The sequence below is a fragment of the Aquipseudomonas alcaligenes genome, assembly GCF_003205495.1.
In the GTDB taxonomy this organism is placed as follows: domain Bacteria; phylum Pseudomonadota; class Gammaproteobacteria; order Pseudomonadales; family Pseudomonadaceae; genus Aquipseudomonas; species Aquipseudomonas alcaligenes_B.
In genome coordinates this window covers 333,913-348,250 of the sequence record NZ_QJRX01000005.1, presented here as the reverse complement: position 1 = coordinate 348,250, position 14,338 = coordinate 333,913, and the positions used below count along the sequence as shown (strand labels likewise).

Here is a 14,338-nt window from a genome sequence, read left to right as displayed (position 1 = left end):
TTTGAAGTGTAGTGCGACAAATCGAGTGTAAAGGGCTGTTTTTAAACTGTTTAAGGATTGGCGTGCCGACTGATAGATCGGACGGTACTTAAAAACGACCGGCTACTCGCGTCGAGATCGAACAGCCGGTCGCGGGATCAGCGGCCCGGGGTCAGCAGCAGGCGCTTGCTGCCGTAGACCCGGTCGATGTTGCCGCTCTGGAACGGGAAGCTCATGTAGCCGCCCTTGAGCCAGGCCTCGATGCCATCGGCATAGTGCCGGCTGGCCGGGTTGCCGGACTGGCCGGAGCTGTTGACCCCGATCATCGGCTCGGGCAGGCCGAAGTCGACGACGATGCGCATGGCCGGGATCAGCCACACGTCGAAGTCGTTGCCCCACGCGTAGGCGGCCACGTTGAGGGTGCCGTGGTCGCCGCCGGCCGGGTAGGGGCCGCGATCCAGGTAGCTGCCGATCGACTCGATGCCGCTGCGCTGGCTGGCGCTCAGGTAGGGCGCCATCTTGGTGGCGTTGCTGGTCCAGCGGTACTGGTGCAGCTTGCCCCACTGCCAGGCGCTGCGATTGGCGCCGAGCTTGGCTTCCAGGTAGGTGACGGCGCTGGCCAGGCTGCGCGCCATGATCGCCGGCTTGTCTTCCTTCTGTGCGGTCTGCACATCGTCCCAGAACGGGCTGTCGTCGCGGCCCAGCAGGTGGTCGGCCTGGGCCGAGTAGCTGTTGTTGGCGGTATCCACCAGGGCCTGCCAGGCCGGGCTGGTGTCCGGGCCCAGTTCGTCGAGGAAGGTGGCCTTGGAGCTCTCCTGCAGGAAGGCGCTGTACAGCGCGGCATCGGCCGAGGTGGCGGTCATGCGCCCGTCGAAGGCCATCAGGCGCTTGTACGCCTCCTCTGCCTTGGCGCGCTGCGGGGCGGGCAGGGCGGTGATGGCCTGCTTCAGCGATTCGGCCATGCCCGGGGCATCGAACATCGCCTGCAGTTTGCCGGCGAAGGGCGTGGTCTGGTCGTACTGCATGGCGATCATGCTCTTCTGGTCGTGCCTTCCGGCCCCGGCCAGTTGCGCGATGCGCTCGGCACGCTCGGGGTAGAACCAGGAGTTGGACAGCTGCATGCCATAGCCGCGTGGCACGGTGCGGTGGTTGGCGGTACCCAGCCAGCCCTGCATGGGGTCCTGGTCGTAGGGATGCAGCATGGGGTCGGCGTAGCCGTCCCAGTCGTAGGCGCCGTCCCAGCCTGGCGAGGGCACCAGGCCGGTGCCCTGCTTGCGGTTGGGGTAGCGGCCGGTGACCTGCCAGCCGATGTGCTGGGCATCGGCGAACACGATGTTCAGCGCCATGGCGCGCACTTCGCGGGTGGCCTCGAAGGCCTGTTCCACCGACTGCGCGCGGGACAGGTCGAAGAAGGCGTCGATCGAACGGTCCCTCTCGGCCTGGATGCTGCGCAGGGCCAGGCCGTAGCCGCTGGTGAAGGGCAGCGGCTGCAGGGGCGACTTGCGCTCGCCCAGGGCGGAGTTGAGCAGCGGGCCGTGGCGGGTTTCCCAGATGGTTTCGCGGATCGGCCGCTGGCCCTTGATGAAGAAGGTCTCCTGGCGCTCGCGGGCCGGCTGCCACTTGCCGTCGGCCTGGTAGTAGAGGCGGCCGCCCTCGCGCTTGAGCTTCTCCAGGAACAGGTCCTGGTTGTCGCCCATGACCATGGTCATGCCCCAGGCCAGCTTGCCGTTGAAGCCGGCGACCACCGCCGGCACCCCGGCGATGGACACGCCAGCGGCCTGGAATTTCGGCGAGCGGATCTGCACGAAGTTCCACACCGAGGGCATGGACAGCGGCAGGTGGGTGTCGTTGGCCAGCAGGCTCTTGCCGCTGCGGCTGTGCTGCGGGGCGATGGCCCAGTTGTTGGAAGCGGCGACGCCGAGCATGTTCAGCGCGGCGACCTGGCCGGCGGCGTCGTTCACCGCGGCCAGCCCCGGAATCTGGCCACTCAGGCTCAGGCCGCGCAGCTTCTCGGCCTCGTCGAAGGGCAGTGGTTCGTCCGGGTAGCTCGGCAGCAGCCAGGCCAGCTTGTCGGCGCCGACCTTGTCCGCCAGCTTGAGGGCGGCGATCTCTTCCTGCAGGTTGACCGACAGGCCGAAGTTGAGCAGGCAGAACAGCAGCACCGAGTCTTCCGGTTTCCAGTAGGCCGGGCGGTAGCCGCTCTCGGCCAGGTCCATCGGCAGCTTGTCCCGGTAGCGGAACAGGTAGGCATTGACGCCGCGGGCGTAGACCTCGAAGAACTTCTTGATGCGCGGCGAGGCGTTCTTGTACAGCACCTCGGCCTGCGCGCGCAGGTTGACCGTACGCATGAAGCGGTCGATTTCCAGCACGCCGGGGCCGTTCATCTCGGCCAGGCGGCCCTCGGCCAGCAGGCGCATGCCGACCATCTGGCTGAGGCGGTCGGCGGCATGCACATAGCCCAGGGCGAACAGCGCGTCGTGGAAGGTGGTGGTCTCGATCAGCGGCATGCCCAGCGGGTTGCGCCGTACCACCACGCTCTGCGCCAGGCCCTGGACGCGGACGATGCCCTGGTCCGGGTGCACGCTGCTGGCATAGCGGCTGTCGAGGAAGGACTGGCAGCCGCCGAGCAGCAGGGTGCTGCCGAGGGTGGCTAGGGCGGTGAGGCGGAGAAAGCGCGAACCCATGACTGGCTCCTGGCGCAGGGAGACGGATGATGGGTGCGGATTGTAGAGGGCGAATGCGCCGGGGAGTAGGGGCGCGGCAGGGGCTGGGCCCTGCCGGCGGAGGCATTCAGGTCAGGCGCCGTGGCACTTCTTGAACTTCTTCTGGCTACCACAGGGGCAGGGGTCGTTGCGCCCGACTTCCTTCAGCGGGTTGCGTACCGGCTCCTGATGGTGATGGTTGCAGTGCGGGCCGTGCACGTGACCGTCATCGTGGTGGTGATCGTGGTCGTGGTTGCAGTCGGGGCCATGGACGTGGGGTTGCTGAGTCATGAGGCTCACTCCGGAATATGATCGCCGGGAATTATCTCGCCATTGCGCTGCAGATGCACGCTGCGGCCGAACAGCAGGCCGGTCTTAACCTCGCCGCGCAGGCTGTAGCGGATGGGCCGGCCGGGATCTTCCAGGGCCTTGACGATACCCTTGAGGTGGCGCCACAAGTTGGTGCGCACCGGCACCTCGAACTCGTGGTGGCCGCGGGCCGGCACGTTGAACCACTGGCTCGATTCGCCCTCGGCCAGGGGCGTGCCGTTGAGCTGCACGGCGTAGCTCAGACGACGTATGGGCAGCTCGGCGGCGTTGGGATTGTCGATGCGAAAACGCAGGGAGAACTGCTGTTCGAGCAGCTTGGCCTTGATCACGTCGACCTTGACCAGGCGCACTTCCGGCTCGATGAAGGCATCGCCGAACCAGCTGGAGCAACCGGGCAGTGCCAGCAGCAGGAACAGGCAGGTGATGGTGGTTCGCACCTGAGAAAACATCATATCTCTCCGAGGACCGGGCCAGTGTAACAAGCGCCTGCTTGGGTGCCAGAGCTGTTTGCGGAAAAAAACTGCGCCATACTGGTGGCCGAATTGGACAGGAGTGTGACCATGAGCCTCTACGAGATCGCTTTTGCCGGGCAGGTGGTGCCGGGTGCGCCGCTGGAGCAGGTGAAGGCGAACCTGGCGCGGCTGTTCCAGGCCGATGCCCAGCGCATCGCTCTGCTGTTCTCCGGGCGGCGCATCGTGATCAAGAGCGGGCTGGATGCCGCCGGTGCCGAGAAGTACCGTGCGACCATGGAGCGGGCCGGCGCCCTGGCCATAGTGCAGGCGCTGGATGTCGAGGAGGTGGAGATGGCTCCGCCGCCGGCTGCTGCGCCGGCCCCGGTGGCACCGGCCGCCGCCACAGTGGCTGCCGCGCCGGTGAAGGGCGGGAGCGCGGCGCGGGTGATTCCGCGTGACGAATACATGGCGGCCTTCAGCGACGTCGAGGCGCCGGACTTCGGCATCGCCCCGGTCGGTGCCGACCTGCAGGATGCCAAGCCCGAGGCCCAGGCGCCGAAGGTGGACCTGTCGCAGTTCAGCCTGGCGCCGGTGGGCAGCGACATGGGCCAGGCCAAGGCGGCGCCGGCTGCACCGCCGCCGGACACCTCGCACCTCAAACTGCAGGAATAAGCCCGAGGCCCGCATCTGCGGGCCTCGTTGCGTCTGGCGTCAGCTCTCGCTGGTGCTGCACTTGGCTTGTGCCTGCTCGGGGGGCAGGTTGCGGATCGAGGTGTAGAACAGCTCGCAGGTCTGCACCTGGTCGGTGACCTGCCACTTCTGCGTGCAGGCATTCAGGGTCTGCTGCGGGTCGGCGCTGGGGTTCTGGCCCATGCCGGCCTGCCAGCAGGCGGCGCTGATGTCCTGGCCCATCACCTTGAGCCCGGCGGCGTCGGCCTTGGCCTGGTCGCCGCCATAGTTCTCCGGGTCGGCCGCGTACCAGATATAGCTCGGGTGGTTGGAGCCCAGTACCGGCACGTTCTGACCCGGCGCCGGGCTGATCGTGTCCAGGCCCAGCACGCCGATATTGGCGTCGTAGGTCTTGTTGACCCAGGTGCGCACCGGGCCACCGAAGGCGACCATCGGCAGCGCGGTGCCATCGCCTGCGGTGAGCTGGGCGACCATGGTCTTCTGGTAGTCGGTGAAGTAGTCGTAGACGCCCTCCAGGTCGCCGCCGGCGCTGGCTGGTGCGGCGATCGGGGCGATGTCGATGATGGTCTGGTAGGCCGGTGTCTGCGCCGCCGCCACGCCGTTCACGCTGAGCAGTGCGGCCCAGCGGTCGGTGGTCTTGGACTCCAGGTAGTCCTGGACCTGGGTCAGCGAATAATCCGGTGGAAAATGCAGCAGTTCCACGCTCTTGCGGTTGTCCAGGGCCATGCCCAGGGGCAGGAAGAAGTACCAGCTGTACTGCCACTTGCCGTCGCCGTTGAGCTTGTCGGCGCCCGCGAAGGCCAGGTCGCCGGCGTTCAGCAGGTTGGTCAGCGGCGTGCCGTAGTCGCTGGGGACGCCGCTGAAGCTGGCGTTGAGCATGTCGCCGTCGCGGCTGACCTTGACCGTGGCGGCGGCGTAACCGTCGCGTTGCAGGCTCTGCCCCAGGTAGTGCTCGGCGGTCTGTTCCAGGGTCCAGTCGCGGTAACAGATCACGCTGCAGTTGTTGGGGAAGGCGAACAGGCGGGTGACCCGCTCGCTACTGCCCAGTTCGACCCGGACATCATCGGCCTGGACGGCACCGACCCATAGCAGGGCGGCCAGGGCGGCCGCGGTTCCACTGTGCTTGTGCATCTGCTTCTCCTTGTCGGACCCGGCCGCCTGCCGGGTTCTGGTCAACAAATGAAGCAGAGTTTTCCTAGCTCAGATAGCTCGCGCAGCACTTCTTGAACTTCTGCCCGCTGCCGCAGGGGCAGGGGTCGTTGCGCCCTGCCTTGAGGGGCACCGTGGGGTCGAGGAAGTACCAGCGGCCATCGCGCTGGACGAAGGCCGAGCGCTCGCGATGGCTGTGCTCGCCGCTGCCGTCGTGCCAGCGCGCAGTGAAGGTGACGAAGGCATGCTCGGGCTGCGCGCCGATCAGCTCGCTGCCTTCCACCTCCAGTCCCAGCCAGGTACTGCCCAGGCTCCAGGCACGCATGCTGTCACGCTCAAGGCCGGGCTGCTGGGCGGGCAGGGTGGTGGCCACCAGGTAGTCGATCAGGCCCAGCGCATAGGCGCTGTAGCGCGAGCGCATCAGGTGCTCGGCGCTGGGGGCGGCGGTGCCCTGGTGATAGTGGCCGCAGCAGGCGTCCAGCGCGCTACCGCTGCCGCAGGGACAGGCTTGGCTCATGCAGTCACCACCAGTACTTGCCGAAGTTTTCCGGGTTGGCCCAGAACTTGGCATTGAGCCAGTCGGGCACCTGCTTGTAGTCGCGCAGATCGTAGGTGAACAGGGTCAGCGTCTGCCCCTCGCGCCGGAAGCGCTCGCTGGCCTGCAGGGCCAGGGCGAAGAAGTCGGTTTCCTGCCAGTTGCAGGCAGCCAGGTCGACCAGCACCGCCAGGCGGCTGGCATTGAGGTTGCGGATGCCACCCAGCAGCTCCAGGGCCGTGCGCTTGGGCAGATGCTCCAGGCAGTCCACCACCAGGGCCAGATCGTAACGCTGCGAGGCCAGTTCCGCCGGTAAGGGACCGGCCGGCGCCTGGGCCAGCAGGGCGTCCGGGTGGGCCTGCTGGAAGGCGCCGAGCGCCGGCGGCTGGCTGGCGCCGACCAGCAGCAGGCGCTGCGGGGCGTGGTGATCGAGCAGGGCGGCCAGTGCCTGCTGCGGGGTGCGGGAGGAAAATGCAAGGGTCATAGGCAGAAATCCCGAGTGCGAATGCCAAGACTATCGCGCTCCGCGTGATTGGCCTATGGACCTTGGTATGGAAACTGCCTATAACTGGCGGATAGTAAGGAAGCCATCTTTACTTCTTTGCTGTCGGTTGTGTGCCGATTCCCTACAGGAGACCTAAGAAGATGAGTATCACAAGGAAAGCTGTACCCCTGATCCTGGCAAGCGGCCTGCTGACCGGCTGTGCTGGTATCCAGAAGACCGATTGGCCGACTTGCGCCGCCGTTGGCGGTGTGACCGGTGCTGCGCTGGGTGCGATCGAGAGTGCCGAATGGGCAGGTGGCGGTGCCCTGCTGGGTGCCGGCATGGCCGCAGCCTACTGCTGGGTACATGGTGCCGAGGAGCAGGTTGCTGTCGTCGAGGAAGTGGCCGAGCCGGCCCCGACTCCGGAGCCGGCCGAGCCGGTCCGCGTCGAGCTGGACGTCAAGTTCGACTTCGACAAGGCTGCCGTGAAGCCCGAAAGCGAGGGCGACATCAAGGCCCTGGCCGACTTCATGAGCCAGTACCCGCAGACCACCACCGTGGTTGAAGGTCACACCGACTCCGTCGGCACCGACGCCTACAACCAGGGCCTGTCCGAGCGCCGTGCCAATGCCGTGCGTGACGTGCTGGTCAACCAGTACGGCGTAGGCGGCGATCGCGTCAGCTCGGTCGGCTATGGCGAGACCCGCCCGGTGGCCGATAACGCCACTGCCGAAGGCCGCGCCATCAACCGTCGCGTTGAAGCCGAAGTCGAGGCACGCCCCTAAGACGGCTCTCCCCGGCATGGCGACCGCCGAAAACTCTGCGGTCGCCCACCGGGGTTGGCTTGTACACTTTGGGGGAGCGGTCTTTACTCCTGTGTTACCGGTATTCAACCGGTGACACAGGAGATCACCGCCATGAGAACAAGACTCTCAAGGGCTGCATTACCCCTTCTCTTGGTCAGCAGTGTTCTTTCTGGTTGCGTCACGACTTCCAGTACGGGAGATGCGCCGCTAAACCAAGGGAACTGGCCCATTTGTACAGCGATTGGCGGCCTGGCCGGAGGCGGTCTTGGCGCAATCGAAAGTTCTACCTGGGCAGCTGGAGGTGCCGTGGCCGGTGCGGTCATCGGAACTCTGATCTGTTATGCCCAGGACGGCGACCAGGATGGCGATGGTGTGTTCGATCGCCGCGACCGTTGTCCGGATACCCCACCCAATACTCCCGTTCGTCACAATGGCTGCCCGTTGCCGGTCTATCCGGACGATGCGCCTGCCGCTGAGCCTGTGGTCGAGGTCAGCGATCCGGTGCGGGTCGAACTGGATGTCAAGTTCGACTTCAACAAGTCGGTGGTCAAGGAAGAAAGCCAGGCTGACATCAAGGCCCTGGCCGACTTCATGAGCCAATATCCGCAGACCAGCACCACGGTGGAAGGTCACACCGATTCCGTCGGCTCCGATGCCTACAACCAGGGCCTGTCCGAGCGCCGTGCCAATGCCGTGCGCGACGTACTGGTCAATCAGTATGGTGTGGCGGCTGACAGGATTTCGTCGGTGGGGTACGGCGAGTCTCGCCCGGTGGCTGACAATGGCACCGACGAGGGGCGTGCAGTCAACCGTCGTGTCGAGGCGTCAGTCGAGGCGCAACCTGCGCAATAGCGCTTCTGGCGGTGGCCTGCTCCCGTGCCTTCTCAGGAAGGTGCGGGAGCAGATTCGCCCGCATCAGAAGGCCGGGCGGGCTGCGGCGATGAGCATCAGGGCCAGGCCCACCAGCAGGTTGCTGCCGACCAGGCGACGGATGCGCCCGAGCGCCTGGCCACCGGCTGGCCAGTCCTGCGCTTGCACCGCCTGGCGCAGCAGCGGCAGTTGCAGGAAGCGTACGCGCAGGAACAGCGCGAGCATCACCAGGTACAGGCCCATCATCACCTGCACGTAGCGCGGCGCGGTCTCGAAGCCGGCGAAGCGCAGGTGCAGCATGCCCATGCCGGTAATCGGCAGTGCCAGCACGGCGATCCATACCCACAGGAAGAAGCGCTGGAAAACCTCCAGCCACAGGCTCAGGCGCTCGGGCGCCTGCAGCTTGGCCACGGCGGCCGGGCGCAGGATCATCCAGGCGAAGAACATGCCGCCGACCCAGACCAGGGCGGCCAGCACATGCACGGCATACAGGGCGGAAAAGACAGTCATCGGCAGACTCCGGTTAACGATGGCGCGCGAGCATAACCTATCGGTAAACTACTGAAAATTTATCCAGCCTTTCGCGCCCATGCTCAGTTCCGAACTCAAGTCCCAGATCCAGGGCGCCTACAGCCGTTTCCTCGAAGCCAAGGGCCTCAAGGCCCGCTATGGCCAGCGCCTGATGATTGCCGAAGTGGCCAAGGTGCTCGGCGCGATCAAGACCAACGACGAAGGCCAGCGCGACGGCGAGCCGGCGGTGGTGGCGGTGGAGGCGGGCACCGGTACCGGCAAGACAGTGGCCTATAGCCTGGCCGCCATTCCCGCGGCCAAGGCCGCCGGCAAGCGCCTGGTGATCGCCACCGCGACCGTGGCGCTGCAGGAGCAAATCGTCCACAAGGACCTGCCGGACCTGATGCGCAACGCCGGCCTGCAGTTCAGCTTCGCCCTGGCCAAGGGCCGTGGCCGCTACCTGTGCCTGTCCAAGCTGGACATGCTGCTGCAGGAAGGCCAGGCACAGAGCGCCACGGCGCAGATGTTCGAGGAGGAAGGCTTCCGCATCGACGTCGACGAGCAGAGCCAGAAGCTCTACAGCAAGATGATCGAGAAACTCGCCGGCAACCGCTGGGACGGCGACCGCGACAGCTGGCCCGAGGAGCTGGAGGACCAGCTCTGGAGCACCCTGACCACCGACCACAGCCAGTGCACCAACCGCCACTGTCCTAATTTCCAGCAGTGCGCCTTCTACAAGGCGCGCGAGGGCATGACCAAGGTCGATGTCATCGTCACCAACCACGACATGGTCCTGGCCGACCTGGCCCTGGGCGGCGGCGCCGTGCTGCCGGACCCGCGCGAGACCATCTACGTGTTCGACGAGGGACATCACCTGCCGGACAAGGCCATCGGCCACTTCGCCCACTTCACCCGCCTGCGCAGCACCGCCGACTGGCTCGGCCAGGTGGAGAAGAACCTGACCAAGCTGCTGGCCCAGCATCCGTTGCCCGGCGACCTCGGTCGGCTGATCGAGCAGGTGCCCGAGCAGGCGCGCGAACTGCGCACCCAGCAGCAGTTCATGTTCAGTGCCTGCGAACAGCTGGCCGATTTCCGCGCCGGCGAGGACATGGAGGGGCGCGAGCGGCCGCGCCATCGCTTCGAGGGCGGCCTGGTGCCGGAGCATCTGCGCGAGCTGGGCATCGAGCTGAAGAAAGGCTTCGCCAGGCTCACTGACGTCTTCACCCGCCTCACCGAGCTGCTCAAGCAGGCGATGGACGACGAGGGCAGCAGTATCGGCCTCGCCAGTCACCAGGCGGAGGAGTGGTACCCGCTGTTCGGCAGCCTGCTGTCCCGCGCCCAGGGCAACTGGGAGCTGTGGACCGCCTTTACCGTCGAGGACCCGCAGGACAGCCCGCCGATGGCGCGCTGGCTGACCCTGGCCGAGAGCGGCGCGGCCTTCGACATCGAGGTCAACGCCAGCCCGATCCTGGCCGCGGAAACGTTGCGCCGCAATCTGTGGAATGTCGCCTACGGCGCCCTGGTGACTTCGGCCACCCTGACCGCGCTGGGCACCTTCGACCGCTTTCGCATGCGCTCCGGCCTGCCCAAGGCGGCCGTCACCGCCGTGGTGCCCAGCCCGTTCCACCACGCCGAGGCCGGCCTGTTGCGGGTGCCGGACCTCAAGGCCGACCCGCGTGATGCCGCCGCGCACACCGCCGCCATCATTCGCGACCTGCCGCAGCTGGTGCAGGACGCCCGCGGCACCCTGGTGCTGTTCTCCTCGCGCAAGCAGATGCAGGACGTGTTCGACGGCCTCGACCGCGACTGGCGCAAGCGAGTGCTGATCCAGGGCAACCTGTCCAAGCAGGAGACCCTGAACAAGCACAAGGCACGGGTCGACGACGGCGAGCAGAGCGTGCTGTTCGGCCTGGCCAGCTTCGCCGAGGGTGTCGACCTGCCCGGTGCCTACTGCGAGCACGTGGTGATCGCCAAGATTCCCTTCGCCGTGCCGGACGACCCGGTGGAGGCGGCGCTGGCCGAGTGGATCGAGGCGCGCGGCGGCAATCCGTTCATGGAGATCGCCGTGCCCGATGCCTCGCTGCGCCTGATCCAGGCCTGCGGCCGCCTGCTGCGTACCGAGGCCGACCGCGGCACCATCACTCTGCTGGATCGCCGCGTGGTGACCCAGCGCTATGGCAAGGCGATCCTCAACGCGCTGCCGCCGTTTCGCCGCGAGATCGCCTGACAAGTTCGGGATAGAGCCGGCGGACTGGCATCAGCCGCCCCGCCTGGTGTCTACTTGGGCATCTTCCGGAGTGCATGTTCGATGATTTGCCGTTCCCTGACCCTCGTACTCGCCCTCGGTATGGCCGCGCCCCTGGTGGCCGCGCCCCAGGGCCAGCAGACCCTGTTCAGCTTCATCAAGCCCACCGACGTGGTAAAGGTCGACAGCCAGGCCGCCAGCTTCCCCGAGCTGACCGCCGAGCCCACCGCCGAAGGCGAGGTGCTGCGCCGCTTCACCTTCACCGCCGCCGAGCGCCCCAGCCTGCGCCTGAGCCCGCAGAGCGGCGACTGGGACTGGTCGCAGGCCGCCGCCATGAGCCTGCGCCTGCAGAACGCCATGGACTGGGCGATCACCCTCGAGGTGCGCATCGAAAGCCGCGACGGCAAGGTGCTGAGCAGCCGCATCGCCTTGCCGGCCGGCCCGGCGCAGACCCTGCTGGTGCCGCTGGCGGCCACCTCGCCCAGGGCCCTCGGCATGCGCGCCGGCGCGCCCATGCCGCTGAACCTGGAAGGCCAGCGCGTGCTGCTGGCGGAAACCGTGGAGGGTGAGCTGAACCTCGCCCAGGTCAGCGCGGTGACCCTCAGCATGCAGCGTCCGGATGTGCCGCAGAGCATCCTGCTCGGCCGATTCGGCGTGCAGGCCGGCACTGCCGCGCAACAGGCGGCCTACACCGGCATCGTCGACGCATACGGGCAGTACAGCCGTGGCCAGTGGCCGGAGAAGGTGCGCAACGAGCAGCAGCTGCGCGATGGCGCCGCCCGCGAGCGCGAGCAGCTCAAGGCCTGGCTGGCCGAGCGTCCGCAGCAGGACCGCTTCGGCGGCTGGCTGGGCGGCCCCACTTTCGAGGCCAAGGGTTTCTTCCGTACCGAGAAGCGCGATGGCCGCTGGTACCTGGTGACACCGGAGGGCAACCCCTTCTACTCGCTCGGCGTCAACGCGGTCAGTGCCTGGCAGAGCCAGACCTACGTGGAGGGCCGCGAGAGCATGTTCGCCGCGCTGCCCAAGGACGGCGAGCCGCTGGCCGCCTACTACGGTCGGCGCGACAGCCGCAGCGACAGCGGCGCCAACCGCGGCCGCGCCTTCGCCCATGGGCGCTGGTACGACTTCTACCGCGCCAACCTGCAGCGCAGCTACGCCCAGCCGTGCCCGACCGTGCAGCCGCCGCTGGCGGCCACCCCGGCCCCGGCCGAGCTGGCGCCCTGTCCGCCGCCCGGCTTCGATGCCGAACGCTGGACCCAGCATGCCCTCGACCGCCTGCAGGCCTGGGGCTTCAACAGCCTGGGCAACTGGAGCGACGACACCCTGGGCGCCGCCAAGCGCCTGCCCTACAGCATCCCGCTGGCGATTTCCGGCGACTACGCCACCATCAGCACTGGCCACGACTGGTGGGGCGGCATGCCCGACCCCTTCGACCCGCGCTTCGCCATGGCCGCCGAGCGCGCCATCGCCATCGCCACCCGTGACCGCCGCGACGACCCCTGGCTGCTCGGCTTCTTCGCCGACAACGAGCTGGCCTGGGCCGCCCCCGGCGACGATCCGAAATCGCGCTACGCCCTGGCCTACGGCACCCTGCGCCTGACCACCGACGTGCCGGCCAAACGTGCCTTCCTCAAGCAGCTGCGCGACAAGTATCGCAACCAGAACGGCCTGTCCAAGGCCTGGGGCATCGAGCTCAAGGCCTGGGAACTGATGGAGGACCCGGGGTTCGAGCCGCCGCTGCCGAGTGCCGAGTTCCCGCAGATCGAGAAGGACCTGCAGAACTTCCAGCGCCTGTTCGCCGACACCTATTTCAAGACCATCGCCGACTCGCTGAAGTGGCATGCCCCCAACCACCTGCTGCTCGGCGGCCGCTTCGCCGTCGCCACCCCGGAGGCCATCGCCGCCTGCGCCCAGTACTGCGACGTGCTCAGCTTCAACTTCTATGTCAGGGAGCCGCAGCACGGCTACGACTTCGCCGCGCTGCGCGCGCTGGACAAGCCGCTGCTGGTCAGCGAGTTCCATTTCGGCTCGCGCGACCGCGGCCCGTTCTGGGGCGGCGTGGTCGAGACCTACAAGGAGGAGGAGCGTGGCCCGGCCTACGCCCACTTCCTGGCCAAGGCTCTGGAGGAGCCGAGCATCGTCGGCGTGCACTGGTTCCAGTACCTCGACCAGCCGGTGAGCGGCCGCCTGCTCGATGGCGAGAACGGCCACTTCGGCCTGGTGGCGATCACCGACCGGCCCTGGCAGGGCTTCGTCACGGCGGTGCGCAAGGCCAACCTGGGGGTGCCGGCACGGCTGCTGGCGCCGAACAGGCCCTGATGCGGGCGCACATGCCGTTGGTCTGACGAGACGAGTTGGGCAAAGGGCCAGGATTCACAGGAGCGGTTCAGGCTGGAACAATGCCGGCCATTGACCGAGGAGTACCAGTTGCAGATCCAGGGCTACTACGACCTGCGCTTCGAACCGCTCAGGGAGGCATTCGCCGAGCTGTTCGAAGATCCCCAGGAACGCGGCGCCGCGCTGTGCGTGCAGATCGGCGGCGAAACCGTCATCGATATCTGGGCCGGCAGCGCCGACAAGGATGGCGCCGAGGCCTGGCACAGCGACACCATCCTCAACCTGTTTTCCTGCACCAAGACCTTCGCCGCGGTGGCGGCGCTGCAGCTGGTGGAGCAGGGCCGGCTGGAGCTGGACGCCCCGGTGGCGCGCTTGTGGCCGGAGTTCGCCGCCGCCGGCAAGGAGCGCGTGACCCTGCGTCAGCTGCTCAGCCACCGTGCCGGCCTGCCGGCGCTGCGCCAGCTGTTGCCGGCCGAGGCGCTCTACGACTGGCAACAGATGACCACCGCCCTGGCTGCCGAGCGCCCCTGGTGGACGCCCGGCGAGGCCCACGGCTACAGCCCCATCACCTACGGCTGGCTGGTCGGCGAGCTGCTGCGCCGGGTCGACGGGCGCGGCCCGGGCGAGTCCATAGTCGCGCGCATCGCCCAGCCGCTGGGCCTGGACTTCCATGTCGGCCTGGCCGAGCAGGAGTTTCCCCGCGTCGCCCATATCGCCCGCAAGAAGGGCGACCTCGGTGACGCCGCCGCGCAGCGCCTGCTCAAGTGCATGATGAGCGAGCCGGAGGCGTTGAGCACCCGCGCCTTCACCAATCCGCCGTCTATCCTCACCAGTACCAACAAGCCGGAATGGCGCCGCATGCAGCAACCGGCGGCCAACGGCCACGGCAATGCCCGTGCCCTGGCCGGTTTCTACGCCGCGCTGCTCGATGGGCGCCTGCTGGAGGCAGAAATGCTGGGCGAGATGACCCGCGAGCATGCCTGCGGCGAGGACCGTACCCTGCTGACGTCGACCCGTCTGGGTCTCGGCTGCATGCTCGACCAGCCGCAGGTGGCCAATGCCACCTATGGCCTCGGCCGCAAGGCCTTCGGTCACCCCGGCGCCGGCGGTTCGGTGGGCTTCGCCGATCCCGAGCGCGAGGTCGCCTTCGGCTTCGTCACCAACAGCCTCGGCTCCTATGTTTTGATGGACCCGCGTGCGCAGAAGCTGGCGCGTGCGCTGGGCCAGTGCCTATGAACCCGTTTTGTGG

13 protein-coding genes are annotated in these 14,338 nt (G+C 67.5%); 6 read left to right on the top strand and 7 right to left on the bottom strand.

Going from position 1 to position 14,338, the window contains the following annotated elements:
- Nucleotides 1-137: 137 nt before the first annotated feature.
- From DMO17_RS11835 to DMO17_RS11825, 3 genes are all read right to left on the bottom strand, one after another.
- Nucleotides 138-2,663 (bottom strand): penicillin acylase family protein, encoded by a 2,526-nt coding sequence (locus DMO17_RS11835; protein ID WP_110682684.1) that lies wholly within the window; start codon nucleotides 2,661-2,663, stop codon nucleotides 138-140.
- Nucleotides 2,664-2,774: 111 nt separating this feature from the next.
- Entirely contained in the window at nucleotides 2,775-2,972 is a 198-nt protein-coding gene (locus DMO17_RS11830; RefSeq protein WP_021701673.1) for an SEC-C metal-binding domain-containing protein, read from the bottom strand.
- 5 nt (nucleotides 2,973-2,977) lie between these two features.
- Nucleotides 2,978-3,460 carry an LEA/WHy family protein gene (locus tag DMO17_RS11825; RefSeq protein ID WP_110682718.1) on the bottom strand — a complete coding sequence of 161 codons (483 nt, stop codon included), beginning with the start codon at nucleotides 3,458-3,460 and terminating at the stop codon, nucleotides 2,978-2,980.
- Between the two features lie 111 nt (nucleotides 3,461-3,571).
- On the opposite strand from DMO17_RS11825, the gene DMO17_RS11820 reads away from it, so the two are divergent.
- Entirely contained in the window at nucleotides 3,572-4,135 is a 564-nt protein-coding gene (locus DMO17_RS11820; protein ID WP_110682683.1) for a hypothetical protein, read from the top strand.
- 39 nt (nucleotides 4,136-4,174) lie between these two features.
- Here the strand turns inward: DMO17_RS11820 and DMO17_RS11815 are convergent, their stop codons facing one another.
- The 3 genes from DMO17_RS11815 to DMO17_RS11805 form a co-directional block, all read right to left on the bottom strand.
- Nucleotides 4,175-5,284: a hypothetical protein gene (locus DMO17_RS11815; protein ID WP_110682682.1), complete on the bottom strand. Its 1,110-nt coding sequence runs from the start codon at nucleotides 5,282-5,284 to the stop codon at nucleotides 4,175-4,177.
- Between the two features lie 64 nt (nucleotides 5,285-5,348).
- Nucleotides 5,349-5,819, bottom strand: a complete 471-nt coding sequence (locus DMO17_RS11810; protein WP_110682681.1) for a YchJ family protein — start codon at nucleotides 5,817-5,819, stop codon at nucleotides 5,349-5,351.
- Between the two features lie 4 nt (nucleotides 5,820-5,823).
- Nucleotides 5,824-6,321, bottom strand: a complete 498-nt coding sequence (locus tag DMO17_RS11805) for a DUF6231 family protein (RefSeq protein ID WP_110682680.1) — start codon at nucleotides 6,319-6,321, stop codon at nucleotides 5,824-5,826.
- A gap of 161 nt (nucleotides 6,322-6,482) precedes the next feature.
- On the opposite strand from DMO17_RS11805, the gene DMO17_RS20210 reads away from it, so the two are divergent.
- Both DMO17_RS20210 and DMO17_RS11795 read left to right on the top strand, forming a co-directional pair.
- Nucleotides 6,483-7,106, top strand: coding sequence for an OmpA family protein (locus DMO17_RS20210; RefSeq protein WP_110682679.1), 624 nt, complete (start codon nucleotides 6,483-6,485; stop codon nucleotides 7,104-7,106).
- 132 nt (nucleotides 7,107-7,238) lie between these two features.
- Complete coding sequence (locus DMO17_RS11795) at nucleotides 7,239-7,979, top strand: PA1041 family peptidoglycan-binding anchor lipoprotein (RefSeq protein WP_110682678.1); 741 nt, start codon at nucleotides 7,239-7,241, stop codon at nucleotides 7,977-7,979.
- A gap of 63 nt (nucleotides 7,980-8,042) precedes the next feature.
- On the opposite strand, the gene DMO17_RS11790 is transcribed toward DMO17_RS11795, so the two are convergent.
- Nucleotides 8,043-8,507, bottom strand: coding sequence for a DUF2269 family protein (locus DMO17_RS11790; protein ID WP_110682677.1), 465 nt, complete (start codon nucleotides 8,505-8,507; stop codon nucleotides 8,043-8,045).
- A gap of 79 nt (nucleotides 8,508-8,586) precedes the next feature.
- On the opposite strand from DMO17_RS11790, the gene dinG reads away from it, so the two are divergent.
- From dinG to DMO17_RS11775, 3 genes are all read left to right on the top strand, one after another.
- The gene (dinG, locus tag DMO17_RS11785; RefSeq protein ID WP_110682676.1) at nucleotides 8,587-10,734 is read left to right on the top strand and encodes an ATP-dependent DNA helicase DinG; all 2,148 of its coding nucleotides are present in this window, start codon (nucleotides 8,587-8,589) and stop codon (nucleotides 10,732-10,734) included.
- An 81-nt stretch (nucleotides 10,735-10,815) separates the two neighbouring features.
- The gene (locus tag DMO17_RS11780; RefSeq protein WP_258371528.1) at nucleotides 10,816-13,071 is read left to right on the top strand and encodes a beta-agarase; all 2,256 of its coding nucleotides are present in this window, start codon (nucleotides 10,816-10,818) and stop codon (nucleotides 13,069-13,071) included.
- 108 nt (nucleotides 13,072-13,179) lie between these two features.
- A complete protein-coding gene (locus tag DMO17_RS11775; RefSeq protein ID WP_110682716.1) occupies nucleotides 13,180-14,325 on the top strand; it encodes a serine hydrolase domain-containing protein in 1,146 nt (381 codons plus the stop codon).
- Nucleotides 14,326-14,338 lie beyond the last annotated feature (13 nt).